The organism is Paractinoplanes bogorensis (assembly GCF_018829635.1).
In the GTDB taxonomy this organism is placed as follows: Bacteria; Actinomycetota; Actinomycetes; order Mycobacteriales; family Micromonosporaceae; genus Actinoplanes; species Actinoplanes bogorensis.
Genome location: NZ_JAHKKG010000007.1, coordinates 168,563 through 182,430 on the forward strand (window position 1 = coordinate 168,563; position 13,868 = coordinate 182,430).

Annotated in this window: 11 protein-coding genes; 6 read left to right on the forward strand and 5 right to left on the reverse strand. The window is 70.6% G+C overall.

Annotation, left to right across the window (positions count from 1 at the left end; all coding sequences use genetic code 11):
- Window positions 1-214: 214 nt before the first annotated feature.
- Window positions 215-1,405: an elongation factor Tu gene (gene tuf / locus KOI35_RS23255; RefSeq protein WP_215789971.1), complete on the forward strand. Its 1,191-nt coding sequence runs from the start codon at window positions 215-217 to the stop codon at window positions 1,403-1,405.
- On the opposite strand, the gene KOI35_RS23260 is transcribed toward tuf, so the two are convergent.
- Complete coding sequence (locus KOI35_RS23260) at window positions 1,402-2,568, reverse strand: MFS transporter (RefSeq protein ID WP_215789973.1); 1,167 nt, start codon at window positions 2,566-2,568, stop codon at window positions 1,402-1,404. The two genes, tuf and KOI35_RS23260, sit on opposite strands and share 4 nt — an antisense overlap.
- Window positions 2,569-2,649: 81 nt before the next feature.
- Here KOI35_RS23260 and KOI35_RS23265 point away from each other — a divergent pair, with 81 nt between their 5' ends.
- Window positions 2,650-3,258 carry an HAD family hydrolase gene (locus KOI35_RS23265; protein WP_215789975.1) on the forward strand — a complete coding sequence of 203 codons (609 nt, stop codon included), beginning with the start codon at window positions 2,650-2,652 and terminating at the stop codon, window positions 3,256-3,258.
- Window positions 3,259-3,342: 84 nt separating this feature from the next.
- Here the strand turns inward: KOI35_RS23265 and KOI35_RS23270 are convergent, their stop codons facing one another.
- Complete coding sequence (locus KOI35_RS23270; protein ID WP_215789977.1) at window positions 3,343-5,487, reverse strand: carbohydrate-binding protein; 2,145 nt, start codon at window positions 5,485-5,487, stop codon at window positions 3,343-3,345.
- Window positions 5,488-5,643: 156 nt separating this feature from the next.
- Here KOI35_RS23270 and KOI35_RS23275 point away from each other — a divergent pair, with 156 nt between their 5' ends.
- From KOI35_RS23275 to KOI35_RS23285, 3 genes are all read left to right on the forward strand, one after another.
- Complete coding sequence (locus tag KOI35_RS23275; protein ID WP_215789979.1) at window positions 5,644-6,756, forward strand: sensor histidine kinase; 1,113 nt, start codon at window positions 5,644-5,646, stop codon at window positions 6,754-6,756.
- A 583-nt stretch (window positions 6,757-7,339) separates the two neighbouring features.
- On the forward strand, window positions 7,340-8,008 hold the full coding sequence (locus KOI35_RS23280; protein WP_215789981.1) for a response regulator: 669 nt from the start codon (window positions 7,340-7,342) through the stop codon (window positions 8,006-8,008).
- 452 nt (window positions 8,009-8,460) lie between these two features.
- The gene (locus KOI35_RS23285) at window positions 8,461-10,068 is read left to right on the forward strand and encodes a tannase/feruloyl esterase family alpha/beta hydrolase (RefSeq protein ID WP_246613636.1); all 1,608 of its coding nucleotides are present in this window, start codon (window positions 8,461-8,463) and stop codon (window positions 10,066-10,068) included.
- A gap of 67 nt (window positions 10,069-10,135) precedes the next feature.
- Here the strand turns inward: KOI35_RS23285 and KOI35_RS23290 are convergent, their stop codons facing one another.
- Window positions 10,136-10,411, reverse strand: coding sequence for a PLD nuclease N-terminal domain-containing protein (locus KOI35_RS23290; protein WP_215789983.1), 276 nt, complete (start codon window positions 10,409-10,411; stop codon window positions 10,136-10,138).
- A 60-nt stretch (window positions 10,412-10,471) separates the two neighbouring features.
- Window positions 10,472-11,272: an SGNH/GDSL hydrolase family protein gene (locus KOI35_RS23295; RefSeq protein WP_215789985.1), complete on the reverse strand. Its 801-nt coding sequence runs from the start codon at window positions 11,270-11,272 to the stop codon at window positions 10,472-10,474.
- A 219-nt stretch (window positions 11,273-11,491) separates the two neighbouring features.
- On the opposite strand from KOI35_RS23295, the gene KOI35_RS23300 reads away from it, so the two are divergent.
- Window positions 11,492-11,875 carry a hypothetical protein gene (locus KOI35_RS23300; RefSeq protein WP_215789987.1) on the forward strand — a complete coding sequence of 128 codons (384 nt, stop codon included), beginning with the start codon at window positions 11,492-11,494 and terminating at the stop codon, window positions 11,873-11,875.
- Window positions 11,876-11,920: 45 nt separating this feature from the next.
- On the opposite strand, the gene KOI35_RS23305 is transcribed toward KOI35_RS23300, so the two are convergent.
- Entirely contained in the window at window positions 11,921-13,867 is a 1,947-nt protein-coding gene (locus tag KOI35_RS23305) for an AAA family ATPase (protein ID WP_215789989.1), read from the reverse strand.
- Between the last annotated feature and the right edge of the window lies 1 nt (window position 13,868).

The following is a 13,868-nucleotide window of genomic DNA, read 5'->3' on the forward strand; positions in this document are numbered from 1 at the left end:
AGCATGTACGCACCCGGTCTGCAGCAGCCCCTCGGGGCGGCTCCCGCGTGCGTGCCTTCGCTCAGCGGCGCCGATACCCGAATCTGACCCTTCCCCACCAGCAGCAGAACCCCGGGGAAGGGTGGTCGCTCCATGCGCGGTTCTGGCGCTCCCGGCTTGGCAGGCAGGTGGCGCAACCCCGAATTGCCTTACATCCAGTGAGGACTGAGAAATCATGGCGAAGAGCCAGTTCATCCGTACGAAGCCGCACCTCAACATCGGCACGATGGGGCACGTCGACCACGGGAAGACGACCCTGACCGCCGCCATCACGAAGGTTCTCGCCGACCGCGACCCGGCCTCCAACCGGTACGTCGCGTTCGAGGGCATCGACAAGGCGCCGGAGGAGGCCGCCCGCGGCATCACCATCACCATCGCGCACGTCGAGTACGAGACGCCGAACCGGCACTACGCGCACGTCGACATGCCGGGCCACGCCGACTACGTGAAGAACATGATCACGGGCGCGGCTCAGGTCGACGGGGCGATCCTCGTGGTCAGCGCGCAGGACGGCAGCATGCCGCAGACCCGCGAGCACGTGCTGCTCGCCCAGCGGGTCGGCGTGCCGCACCTGGTGGTGGCGCTCAACAAGAGCGACGCCGTGGACGACCCGGAGCTGCTCGACCTGGTCGAGCTCGAGGTGCGGGAGCTGCTGAGCGAGTACGGGTTCCCCGGTGACGAGGTTCCCGTCGTACGGGTCAGCGCGCTGAAGGCGCTCGAGGGCGACCCGAAGTGGGTGCAGTCGGTGGTCGACCTGCTCGACGCGGTCGACGAGTACGTACCGATCCCGCCGCGCGAGCTCGGTGAGCCGTTCCTGATGCCGATCGAGAACGTGCTCACGATCAGCGGGCGCGGCACCGTGGTCACCGGCAAGATCGACCGCGGCACGCTGCGGGTCGGTGACGCGGTCGAGGTGGTCGGGCTCGGGCCCACCGTCGCCACCGTGGCGACCGGGCTCGAGACGTTCGGCAAGTCGCTCGAGACGGCCGAGGCCGGCGACAACGCGGCGATCCTGCTGCGCGGCATCAAGCGCGACCAGGTGCAGCGCGGCCAGGTGGTGGCGTTGCCGGGCAGCGTGACCCCGCACCAGAAGTTCGAGGCCCGCATGTACGCGCTCACGAAGGAGGAGGGTGGCCGGCACACGCCGTTCGAGTCGAACTACCGGCCGCAGTTCTACTTCCACACCACGGACGTGTCCGGCGGCCTCGACCTGGGTGACCTCGACCTGGTCATGCCGGGCGACACGCTCGACAAGGTCACGGTGACGCTGGGCAAGCCGGTCGCGCTCGAGGCCGGCACCGGTTTCGCGGTCCGTGAGGGCAACCGCACGGTCGCCGCGGGCACCGTGACGGCGCTGCTCGACTAGATCGGAGAGGCGGTCGGTGAAAGCCGGCCGCCTCGTTCCGTCCGGGGGCGGGGAACCAGCGCCACGAGCAGCATCAACGGGATCACCGCGATCATCGTGGTGGCCAGGCCGGCGTGGTCGGCGACCCAGCCGATCAGGGCCGGACCGAGCAGGATCCCGCTGTAGGTGAAGGTGGTCAGCCGCGAGGTCAGCGTCGCCGTGGAGGCGCCCGGCAGCCGGCCGACGGCGCTGAAGGTCAGCGGCACCAGCACCGAGGAGCCGAGCCCGGCCAGCGCGAACCCGGCCACGGCCACACCCGGGTGCGGGATCAGGACGGCCACCGTGAAACCGGCGGCCGCGGTCAGCGCGCCGGCTCGGAACAGTCCGGGGCGGTGGCTGAGCCGATCACCGGCCAGCCGGCCCAGGGTCTGACCACCGGTGTACGCCGTGATCGCCACCGCGGCCAGGCTCAGCGAGGCGCTCCTGGCCTCGTACAGGAAAATTCCGCCCCAGCCGAGCGCCGCCCCCTCGCAGATCATCAGCGCGGTGGCGGTCAGGCCGAGGACGAGCAGTGGGCGGCTCCACCCCGAGCGGATCGAAACCGCGGCGCCCGGTTCCTGCGCGAAGCGTCCAGTGTCCGGCAGCTGTCGTCCGATCAGCACGCCTGCCACCAGGAGGACAGCTCCCGCCACGGTGAGGTGCGTGGCGAGGGTGACCCCGAAATGCGCCAGGGCGGCCGTGGACAGCGACGCGATCACCGCGCTGACGCTCCAGGCCGCGTGGCACCCGTTGAGGATCGGCCGTCCGAGTTCCCGTTCGACGGCGACCGCGCTCGCGTTCATCGCCGCATCGGTGGCACCGTGGACACCGCCGAGCACTGCAGCCCCACCGATGTACCACCACGGTCCGGGGGCGAACGCCAGCCCGACCAGCAGGATCGGCATCACGGTCAGCGCGGTGCGCAGGACGGCTCGCGTGCCGACCCGTGCCGCCAGTGGCCCGACGGCCTGCATGCAACCCAGCGCGGCCAGGGCGAACAGCAGCCCGGAGAGCCCGAACCGGGCGTCGCTGAGGTCGTGGGCCGACTTGAACGACGGCGCCCGCACGATGTAGGTGGACAGCGTCAGACCGTTGAGCAGGAACACCATGGTGACCGCCCGGCGGGCGAGTTGGCTGTCGATCATGCGGGGCCTCCCGGCGTCGTGTGCGGATACACACTTCCGACGAACGGCGCCCCCCGAATTCGGACCACTAGTCTGGTGATCATGAAAATGCCGTTGCCCGAAGGCGAGTTCGACGCGTACCTGTTCGACTGCGACGGCACGATCGCCGACTCGATGCCGGTGCACCACCGGGCCTGGCTGCGCGCGCTCGAACCGTGGGGCGCGACGTTCGACGAAGAGCTGTTCTACGCCTGGGGCGGGCGCCCGCCGGCCACGGTGATCGCCGAGCTGAACGCGCGGCAGGGGCTGGCCATGCCGGTCGACGAGGTGAACGAGCAGCGGGAGAAGTACTTCCAGGAGCTGTTGCCCGAGGTGACCGCGGTGCCCGAGGTGCTCGAGCACATTCAGGACGCGTACGGGAAAGTGCCTTTTGCTGTGGTCTCGGGCAGCGCGCGGGATTCGGTGACCGCGTCGCTGACCGCGCTCGGGCTGCTCGACCGTTTCGACGTGCTGGTGTGTGCGGGCGACTACGTGAACGGCAAGCCCGATCCGGAGTGCTTCCTGGCCGCGGCCGAGCTGCTCGACGTGGCGCCCGAGCGTTGTGTCGTCTTCGAGGACACCGATTTCGGCGTACGGGCGGCGACCGCGGCCGGGATGGCAGTAGTCCGGGTGCCGCCACCGTGGCAGCGGCACCCGTCCGACGTCAGCTGAGCTGCAGCCGTCCGACCGCCCCGCCCGCCACCCTGAAATCAGACTAAAGACATCCGTCCGACCGCCCCGCCCGCCACCCTGAAATCAGACTAAAGACAAGTAGTCGAGGTTGAAGCCGCCCGTCTCGCAGTAGACCGTGACCAGCTGGTCGCCGGCGGGCAGCGTCACCGGCACGTGCACCGACTGATAAGCGGCCCACCCGCCGGTGTCCGGCACCGAGACGGTGGCCAGCGTCGCGCCCGCCGCGTCGCGGAACGTGATGGCGTCGGTGGCCACCGCGCCGGTGCCGTTGGCGACGCGCAGCTCGAGGTCGTAGGTCCCGGGCTGCGCGATGTCGACGCGGTAGCTGAGCCAGTTCCCGGCCGCGGTCCAGCCGATGTTCCGGCCGCCGCTGGCGCCGGCATTGCTCTCGACGAAGTTGGCGCCACCCTCGGTCCAGCCGTGCTGCGCGGCGTACGACTCCGCTTCCACACGTACGCCCGGGGGTGCGCCGTGCGGCACGACGTTCACGTCGACCGTGACCGTGTCGCGGGCCCGGCCGTCGGTCACGTGGAAGGTCAGCCGCTGGGGGCCCGCGGTCGTCGGGCTGAGCGTCACCACTCCGGTTGTCGCGTCGACCGAGACGCCGGCGGGCAGGTCGGTGGCGTAGTAGGCGAGCCGGTCGCGGTCCCGGTCGGTGGCCGACAGACGGAACGTGGTGGTCGCGTACTGGTCGGCGGTCACCGCGGGTACGTCGCGCAGCACCGGGGCGTGGTTGTGGCGGTTGTTCAGGTCGGCCGTCCACCGGTACGTGGCGTACGAGTTGGCGGGCACGGTCACCGTCCCGCCCCCGATGAACTGGACATTTCGGGGGCTCGCGGCCGAGTTGCCGAGCACGGCGGTGAACCGGTCGCCGTCGCGGTAGACGACGTTCGCGACTCCGCGCGACGCCGCGCTGGATTCGACGCGTACATCGGACGGGGTCAGATAGCGAGCGAATTGGCCCAGCGCATAGAGCTCACCGCGTACGGAAAAGGTCTGGGTCTCGGTGTTGACCTTGACCATCCGGTCGGGCCATTTGGTGGTACGGCCGACCTCTTCCCAGTCCACATTGTTGTCGCGTTTATCGGTCCAGTGCAGAGTGCCGCCGGTCTGGTCGGTCGTCTGCGCCCACAGCACATAACTGCTGGCGTCGAGCCGGAAATAGTCGAGCACGGTGGCCGGGTTGAGATCGCTGGTCTCGGTCATGTGGACCGGTTTCCCGTACGCCTCGTAAGCATCGCGCATCACCGCCGGATCGCCCCAATAGGGGTGGAACGCGATTCCGTCGGCGGCTTTCCGGGTGGCCGGATCGTTCATGATCCGGTAGTAGTTCTTGGTCGTCGTGCTGTTCGGGTCGCGCCAATCCCAGAAGTTGAAGTCGTGCACGTAGAGCTGCGTCCGCAGTCCCGCTCTCCGGACTTCGCGCTTGATCGCCACGGCCAGTTTCTGCTGCTGCTCCACACTGATGTCCATCGCCGGATAGACGACGTCCATCCCCGGCTCGTTGAGCAGAGTCAGGGCATCGATGCGAATTCCCTTTTTCCCGTACGCCTGCAGGTACTTCACGTAGTACCGGGCGAACACGTCGATCGCATCGTCCCGCAGCTTGCCGACCTGATAATGCTCGGTCGTGCTGCCCGGCTTGAGGGCGACCTCGCCGGTGAACCGGTTGTTCGTCTTCATCCAGGACGGTGCACTCCAGGCCGAGGCGAAGAACGTCGCGTCCGGGTTGTACTTCTGAATCAGCTTGACCGCCTCGACCATGTGCAGGTCGATGTCGCGCTGGATGGAGAAATACTTCAGGTCGAAGTCCTCGGTGACACCGGCCGGCAATTCGTCATAGGACCAGAACGGCAGGTGCTCGATCAGGTCGGGGCTGCCGATGGTGAGCCGGAATCGATCGAACCCGGCACCGTTCTTCGGGTCGACGAGAAGCTTGACGGCCTTCTCCCGCTCGGCCGGGGTGAGTTTCCACAGATTCGAGACGCTGGTCTCGTCGATCGAGAAGCCGATGCCGCTGTAGCGCTGCCGTTCCTGCGACGGGTCGACCACAACGGTGGCTGTCTCATCGGCCGTGCCGGCCCTCGGCAGGGGTGCCCAGTGCGCGGTGCCGCCCGAGTAGGTGCCGGACGGCCCGGCGGCGGTCGCGGGCTGGGCCGCCGGAACCGTCAGGGCCATCGCCAGCAGCGCGATCGCGGATCGCTTCATGCGTCCCCCAGGGATAGATCGGTGGCTATCTGGAAGGGGAGTTTATTGATTGCTTCAACTAAGCCGCAACAGGTCTCCTGATCGGTCCCAGGACTGACCGTGATGTCAATCCCTGGGTCGATGACCGCGGGCGCCGCGATACCTACGATCGTGGGCATGCGCACCGGCCTCCACTTGCGACGCCGCGCCGACCTCATCGGCGCGGTCATGCTGTGGCTGCTGCTCACGTCGCTGCTGGTGATCACACCGGGTGGGCCGCAGTCGGGGCCGGCCTGGGTCGCCGCGTTCGGGCTGGCCACCATCCAGGCGGGCGCGGTGGCGTGGGTCCGGCACCGCCCCGAGACGGCGATGGCCGTCGCGATCGTGGCCGGGGTGGGGATCGAAGCGCTGTCGCCCGACGTCGGCTGGCTGGGTCAGGTCGCCGCGGTGCTCGCCTCATATGCGCTGGTCCGTCCGCCCCGGCGGTCGTTGTGGATCCTGGGGCTGCTGGTCGCGGCCACGCCGTGGAAACTGGCGACCGGCGACTGGCGCAACCTGATGCTGGCCGTCGCCGGTCCGGCGCTCGGCTGGGCGCTGGGCGAGCTGGGCCGGGTCCGCCGCCTGCGCCGCCAGGACGCGGAGCGCCGCATCCTGGCCCAGGAACGGGCCCGCATCGCCCGCGAACTGCACGACGTGCTGACCCACACGGTCTCGGTGATCGTGGTGCAGGCGGGCGCGGCCGCCGACATTTTCGACGCCCGCCCCGATCTGGCCCGCAAGGCGCTCGGGGCGATCGACACGGCGGCCCGGTCGACGCTGGCCGAGCTGCGGGTGCTGCTGCAGACGATGAGCGCCGGCGAGGCGTCCGGCGTCGACGTGCCGCAGCCCGGCCTCGACCAGCTCGGCTCGCTCACCGCGGGCCTGCGCGAGACCGGTCTGCGGGTCGAGCTCGACCATCGGCCGGGCGGCGAGCCGCTGCCCGCCGCGGTCGACCTGTCGGCCTACCGGATCGTGCAGGAGTCGCTGACCAACACGTTGCGACACAGCCGCTCGACCCACGCCCGGGTCAGCGTCACCCGGGCGCCGGCCTCGATCCTGGTCGAGATCAGCGACGACGGCCCGGCCCGGGCGACCGGCCGCGCCGACGCTTCCGGCCACCGCGGCATCGTCGGCATGCGCGAGCGCGCCCGCTTGCTGGGCGGCACGCTGGACGCGGGCCCACAGCCCGGCGGCGGCTTCCGCGTGCTGGCCGACCTGCCCATACCCGCCGACGGCCGGGCATCGCGATGACGGGGCCCGTCGCCCTTCGGAAGTCCGCCGGCCGCTTCCGCGCGCTCACCGAACTGCCCGCTGCGGGCCGGCGTTCGGGTGTCGCGGTTCGTGGTGTGTTGGCGGTGCGGCGGCGGCTTCCGGGTGGTCGCGGATCTGCCCGTGCGGGCTGGCGTTCGGGTGTCTCGATGGCCGGCACCATGACCTGTTGGTGGTTGGGTGTGGTGGTGACTGGGACCGTGTTCCGTTGGTGGTTGGTTGTGATGGCGGCTTGGTCCGTGGCCCGTCGGTGGTCGGCTTTGGCGATGACCGAGGCTGTGAACCGCTCGGGTGTTGCGGTGGTTGGGGCCGTGACCCGTGGGCGCTTGGGTGTTGCGGTGGCTGGGTCCGTGGCCCTTCGGTGGTCGGCTTTGGCGATGACCGAGGCCGTGAACCGCTCGGGTGTTGCGGTGGTCGGAGCCCTGACCCGTCGGCGCTTGGGTGTTGCGGTGGCTGGGGCCGTGGCCTGTCGGTGGCCGGGGGCAGCGGTGGTCGGAGCCGTGTCCGGTTGGGGGTCGGGCGCCGTGGTGTTCGGTGTTTTCCACGACGGTGATCGGGTGTTGCGGTGATCCGGGTTCTGATCGCCGATGACCAGGAGCTGGTGCGGGCCGGGTTCGCGATGATCGTCGACAGCCGGGAGGATCTCGAAGTCGTGGGCGAGGCGGGTGACGGGGTCGAGGCGGTGGCGTTGGCCGAGTCGCTGCGTCCCGACGTCGTGCTGATGGATGTGCGGATGCCCCGGATGGACGGCATCGAGGCGACCCGGCAGCTGGCCGCGACCGGGAACCCGGCCCGGGTGGTCATCGTGACCACCTTCGACCTCGACGAGCCGGTGTTTGCCGCGCTGCGGGCCGGGGCCAGCGGTTTCCTGCTCAAGGACACCCGCCCCGACGACCTGGCCGCGGCGATCCGGGTGGTGGCCCGCGGCGAGGCGCTGCTGGCGCCCACGGTGACCCGGCGGCTGCTCGACCGCTTCGCCGGCGAGTTGCCCGGCGGGGCGCCGCCGCCCGCGCTCGACGCGCTCAGCGACCGCGAGATCGAGGTGTTCGTGCTGGTCGCGCGGGCCCTGTCGAACGACGAGATCGCCGAGCGGCTCACGCTCAGCCGCGCCACCGTGAAGACCCACCTGTCAGCGATCCTGTTCAAGCTGGGCCTGCGCGACCGCGTCCAGGCGGCGGTGCTGGCCTACGAGTGCGGCCTGGTCCGCCCCGGCACAGCCCCGCCCGCGGGGTGACAACAGTCCGCGCCTGCGCCCAGCAGGCGGTCCGCTCGAGCTCGAGCAGCGCCGCCGCGGCCCGCGTGGACACGTCACCGGACCACAGCTGTGCCGTCACGGCCCCCCGGGAACCACCACCGCCACCCTCGACCGCGATCAGCGACGCCGCCGGTCCGCCGGCCAGCTGGACCGCCCGCCCGCTGGCCCTCCTGGCGTGCCAGCCCGCCCCCGGCCGGCCTGACTGGCCCGCCCGGCTGACGTGCTTGCCGGGCTGACGTGCTTGCCGGGCTGACCTGCTTGCCGGGCTGACCTGCTTGCTCGGCTGATCCGACTGGCCTGCCCGCCTTCGCATGGACCCACCCGGTTCTTCGTAGCCCGCCCGGCCCTGCCTCGGCTCCGTCTGGGGGATGACGACAAGACCCGTCCGCGGCCCGATTCGCCGCCGCCGTCGGCTTCCTAGCGTCTCTCCTATGAGGAGACACACGATGATGGTGTTCGTCATGGCCATTCCGGTGATACTCGGTCTGGCTGCTCCCGCCCAGGCGGCTCAACCCCTGGCTGCTCCTGCAAGGGCGGCTCAGCCCCTGGCTGCTCCTGCAAGGGCGGCTCAAACCCTGGCCACTCCCGCCCGGGCCGCCGATCCCGCGGTGAGCTGTGGGTCGCTGGCGTCGGCCCGGCTTCCGGAGGCGTCGGTGACGTCGGCGGCGGTGATTACCGTCCAACTGCGGCAGCCGACCTCGATGTGTGAGGTCAAAGGGGTGATCCGGCCGGCCACGCATTTCACCGTGCGGCTGCCGGTCAGCGGGTGGACCGGCCAGTACGTGCAGGTCGGCTGTGGTGGGCTGTGCGGCGCGGTGCCGGGGCTCGACCTGCCCCCGGTGGGCTTCAGTTGCGCCGCGGCGCTCGACGGCCACCTGGTGGTCGCCGCCGATGACACCGGCCACACCGCGAGCGGGCCGGCCACGTGGGGCGGTGACAACCGGGCGCGGCTCGAGTTCGGTCTGCTGTCCGAGCATCGCCTGCGCTACGTCGCCGACGCGGTGATGAAAGCCTATTTCGGGCGGGGCCCGGCGCACCGCTACTTCGACGGCTGCTCGACCGGTGGGCGACAGGCGCTGAACCTGGCTCAGCGCTTCCCGGGCGACTTCGACGGACTGCTGGCCGGAGCCCCGGCCAACAATCTGGCGCCGCTGGCTCTGCTCAACGCGTGGAACGTCACCCGCAACATTGACGCCGCGGGCCGGCAGATTCTCGGCTCGGGCAAGCTGCCCGCCCTGCACGCGGCCGTCGTCAAGGCGTGCGGCGAGGTCATCCAGGATCCCCGGCGCTGCGGCTTCCAGCCGTCGTCGATGCTCTGCCGGGCCGGCCGCGACACCCCGGCCTGTCTGACGCCGGCCCAGGTCGCGACCGTGACCGACTTCTATCGCGGTCCGCGCGGGCTCTACAACGGCGGAATGCCGTACGGGTCCGAGCTCGGGTGGCGGGGCGCCTTCGTGGTCGACTCGGGCTCACCGCTGGACGGGCCGACCGCCGCGATCGCGCTCGACTGGTTCCGCTACCTGGGGTTCGCCCGCGTCCAGCCGGACTTCCAGTTGAGCGACGTACGGTTCGACACGGCGACCTTCGACCGACTGAACCGGCTGGGCGACGCGATCTACAACGCCAACAACCCGGACCTGTCGGCGTTCCGGGCCCGCGGTGGCAAGATCATTCTCTATCACGGCTGGGCCGATCCCTCGATCCCGCCGTTCTCGACTGTGGACTACTACGCCGCCGTGCAGAAACGGGGCGGCAGTCAGTCGTACGCACGCCTCTACATGATCCCGGCGGGCTACCACTGCCTGTTCGGCCCGGAGGCGTCCACGACACCGTCGGAGATCGGTGTCCCGGAGTTCCTGCAACCGCTCATGGACTGGGTGGAACGGGGCACCGCGCCGGGCGTGGTCAACGTGCCCACGGTCGACGCGAAGTTCCAGGTGATCCGCGACCTGGACGTCGAACCGTTCGACGCGCTCGCCCCGGTCCGGCCGGCGCCGGGCAGTCTGAACGCCGGCTACCACTACGTCGGCGGCTACTGACCGAGCTGGCCGGCCGGCGAAGTCAGGTCGTTACTGACCCAGGTGGTCGGCCGGCGAAGTCAGGTCGTTACTGACCGAGGCGGTCGGCCAGCGACTTCAGGAACTCGGGGTTGTCGTCGGGGGCGACGAACACCGGGCGCGGCCGCAGCGGGACGGCCGGCACCGGGCGGCCCTTGACGAACCAGGCAATCGCGCCGATCGGCGACAGCAGCAGGATGGCGAACATCCAGGCGGCCCAGGGCGCGGTGCGGATGGCGCTCTCGTCGGCGCGGAGACAGTCGACCAGCGCGATCATCACCAGCGCGACGTCGAGCAGCAGCAGAGTAGCGAAAACCTGGGCCATGGCAGAGACGATCCCGGTCGCGAGTGCGACCGGGAGGTCTCGTACGGGTGCCGTTCAGGGTCAGAGCGCGCTGTTCAAAGCGGGCAGGTAACCCCTGGTGTAGCCGGTGGCGTTGGGGTGGAACGAGTTCTGCGGTGGGATGACGGTCAGCCCGTTCAGGTAGGGGCTCGACGCGCAGATGCCGTGGCCGGCGAACTCGTCCTCGACATCCGAGTAGGTGAAGCCGGCCGCTCCGGCCCGGCCCTCGATCACGTCGTTGAGCAGCCGCGCGCCCTCGTTGAGCACGCGCCGCTTGGCCAGGCTCATGCCGGCGATCCCGCACGAGGCCGACGACGTGTCGAACAGTTGCGGATAGCCGAGCACGACGACCTCGGCGTTCGGGGCCTTGCGTTTGATTGCCGCGTACGTGGCGTCGAGCTTGCCGGGAATCGAGTTCTCGATGTCCGTACGGGCGGAAGCGACTTTTGCCGCACACGCCGCGTCGGTGCCCACCTGGCAGCCGATCACGGTCGAGGCGAATCCGGCGTCGTTGCCGCCGATCGTGATCGTGATCAGCTCGGCCGAGCTGCTGAGGAACGGGATCTGCAGGTTGCGTACGTCGCCGGTCTCGGCACCGCTGCAGGCCAGGTTGGTGAACGACTTGGGCTTGTTGGCCGCCGCCCACCGGCCCGGGTAGCCCTGCGAGCTGCGCAGGCAGAGGCCGCTCTGGCCGGGCGCGCCGACCCCCGAGGAGTAGGAGTCGCCGAGCGCGACATAGTCGGTGGAGTCGTAGCCGGCCGCGGCGGCGGGGGCGGCGATGGTGAGGGTCAGCAGCGACACAAAAGTGGCGAGACAGCCGAGTCGGGATAGGCGTCGGCCCATGGGGTGGCCTCCGGTCCGTGGGGGAGAGGAAGCCGGAGCGCTCCGGTTACTGAACGGTAATTCAGGACCTTGATAAAAGACAGACGGTGACTTTCCCATTACGCACGTGTAACGTTCGTCGATGTGACCAGCGTCGATCTCGCTGCGTGACAGGGCATTCACACGAGCACCACAGCCGATCTTCAGGCTCTGCTCAGGGCGCCGGACTACGTTCCTCACATGGAAGAAGAACGGGCTGTTCGGATCGTCGAAACGCTGCGAGCGCGCAACGTCTTCGCCCACGTGAAGCTGCCGCAGGCCGGCATCACGCAATACGGCATCCGCGTCACGCTGTCCGACGGTCGCGAGGCGATCTGGGACAACGACGGCACGGCCGGTCTCGAGGCCCAGATCATGCGCAACGGGATCCTGGTTGGGTTCGTCCCATCGATCCCCGAGTCGGAAAACTTCGGTGACGGCCAGATCATCGAGGCGATCGCCACCGCCGACTACGACCGCCCGGTCGGCCGTTCCCGCCCGACCGCCGCGCGGCCCACCGTGCCCAACCGGCCACCCGCGCCGGTGTCACTGGCCCAGCGGCTGCGCAGCGGCTTCCGAAACTAAAGACTCAAGCTGCGGAGGGGCTCAGATCCCGCCTGGCGGCGTCCCTCAGGAGTCCGGACTTATCAGCTCGATCAGGCGGTCGAGCGCGATCGGCCACAGTTCCGGGGTCAGGTTCGAGAGCAGGGTCTCGGCCAGAGCCTGAGCGACCAGGTCGATGCGCTCCTGCACCTCCGGGTCGAGCGTTACCGGTGGCGCCGGCGGCAGTGGGGAAGGGGGTTCCCCCACCGCCGGCGCCACGATGTCCGTCGGCGCCACGATATCCACGGGCGCCACGATGTCCGCCGATACCGCGATATCCGCCGGCGTCGCGAGCGGCGTCACGTCGTCCGGTTCAAAGGCCGGCCCCGACGGTACGAACGGCAGATCCTCCGGCGCCCCGACCAGGTGCAGAAACCCGGTCGCCCGGGTCAGCGCGATGTACAGCAGCCGATGCCCGCGCGGGTCGTCGTCCACGATGAAACCCGGCTCGACCACGATCGCCGCGTCGAACTCCAGGCCCTTCGCCTCGTGCGGCCCGAGCAGCGTGATCGCCGGGCTGCGCTCGTCGCCCGGCGCCGACCGCCACGGCAACTCCTCGGCCCGCAGCAGCGTCTCGATCTCGTCCCGGCAGCGTGGTGGGCAGACGATGGCCACCGAGCGCCCGTCCGCGGCGTGGTCCGCAGCCGCCGCGACCACCACGGCCGCCCGCTCGGCCGGCTCGACCGGTGCGACCATCGGGTCGGCCGGCCCGTCCCGCACGGTTGTCGGCGGCTGCACGCTCGGCGCCGCGCTCGGCAGCAACTCGGCCGCCAGTTCGAAGATCTGCCGGGGCACGCGATAGCCGAACCGCAACTCCCGGTGCACGTGCGGCATCGCCGACGGCAGGTGCGCGAGCACGTCGTGCCAGTCGTCGCGCGCCCACGGCCCGGTCGACTGGGCCATGTCGCCGACCACGGTGAGCGAACCGTTCGACGAACGTCGGGAGATCGCCCGCAACTGCATGGGGGAGAGGTCCGGTGCCTCGTCGACCACCACATGGGCGTACGTACGCGGCTCTTGGCCCGACAGGTGCTCGGCCTCGTCGAGCAGCGGCAGGTCGGCGTCGCTGAACGGCGGATCCTCGGCGTCGCCGCGGTACAGCGCGTTGGTCTCGCGGTCGGTGAACTCGCCGCCCGCCGCCTCGGCCAGCAGCGCCCGCGATCCGAACAGCTCGGCCAGGAACGTCGCCGCATCGAACTCCGGCCACAACCGGTCGGCCAGCTGGTCGGCCGCCTCGAGGATGAGCCGCGGATCCTCGGTGCCGGCCACGAGCGCGGCCCGCAGCAGACGCCGCCGGTCGCCGGGGGTCGCTTCGCTCGCCTTGGCGGTGGTGATCACCCGCTGGATCATCGCCGGGTCGAGGGTCACCACCTTTCCCCGTACGACGATCAGGGCCGGCACCCGGCCCTGCCGCTCCCGGCGCTTCTCGATCGCCCGGCCGAGCAGCGCGGCCATCCGGGCCTCGCCCTTGAGCCGGGTGACGTGCGGTGACTCGGGGCGGCCGGTAGCCGCCTTGGGCAGCAGCCCGTCGACCGAGCTGTGCTCGACCCCGGCGCAGCCCCATGCGTCGAGCAGGGCCCGGGTGCGCTGCGCGAAGGCGGCCGACGGCCCGACCACCAGCACCTCGGCGTCCACGCCGAGGGCGGTTTCGGTCAGCAGCCAGGCCACCCGGCGCAGCGCGGTGTCGGTCTTGCCGGTGCCCGGGCCGCCCTGGATGATCAGCACGCTCTCCGGTGTCGTCCGGATCAGTTCGTCCTGTTCGGCGCGGATGGTCGCGGCGACGTCCGGGCCCTCGCCGGCGCCGGCCCGGGTCATCTCGGCCAGCAGCGGGTCCTCCGGCGGACCGGCCGGCCGTTCCCCGCCGTCCGCCCCGGCCCCGTCGAGCGCGGCACCGTCCGGCCCAGCCGCGGTCAGTCCGGCGAAGAGCTCGGGGTCCGGCGCTGGGCTGAGCACCGGCTCGCCGGCGGGGAGCACG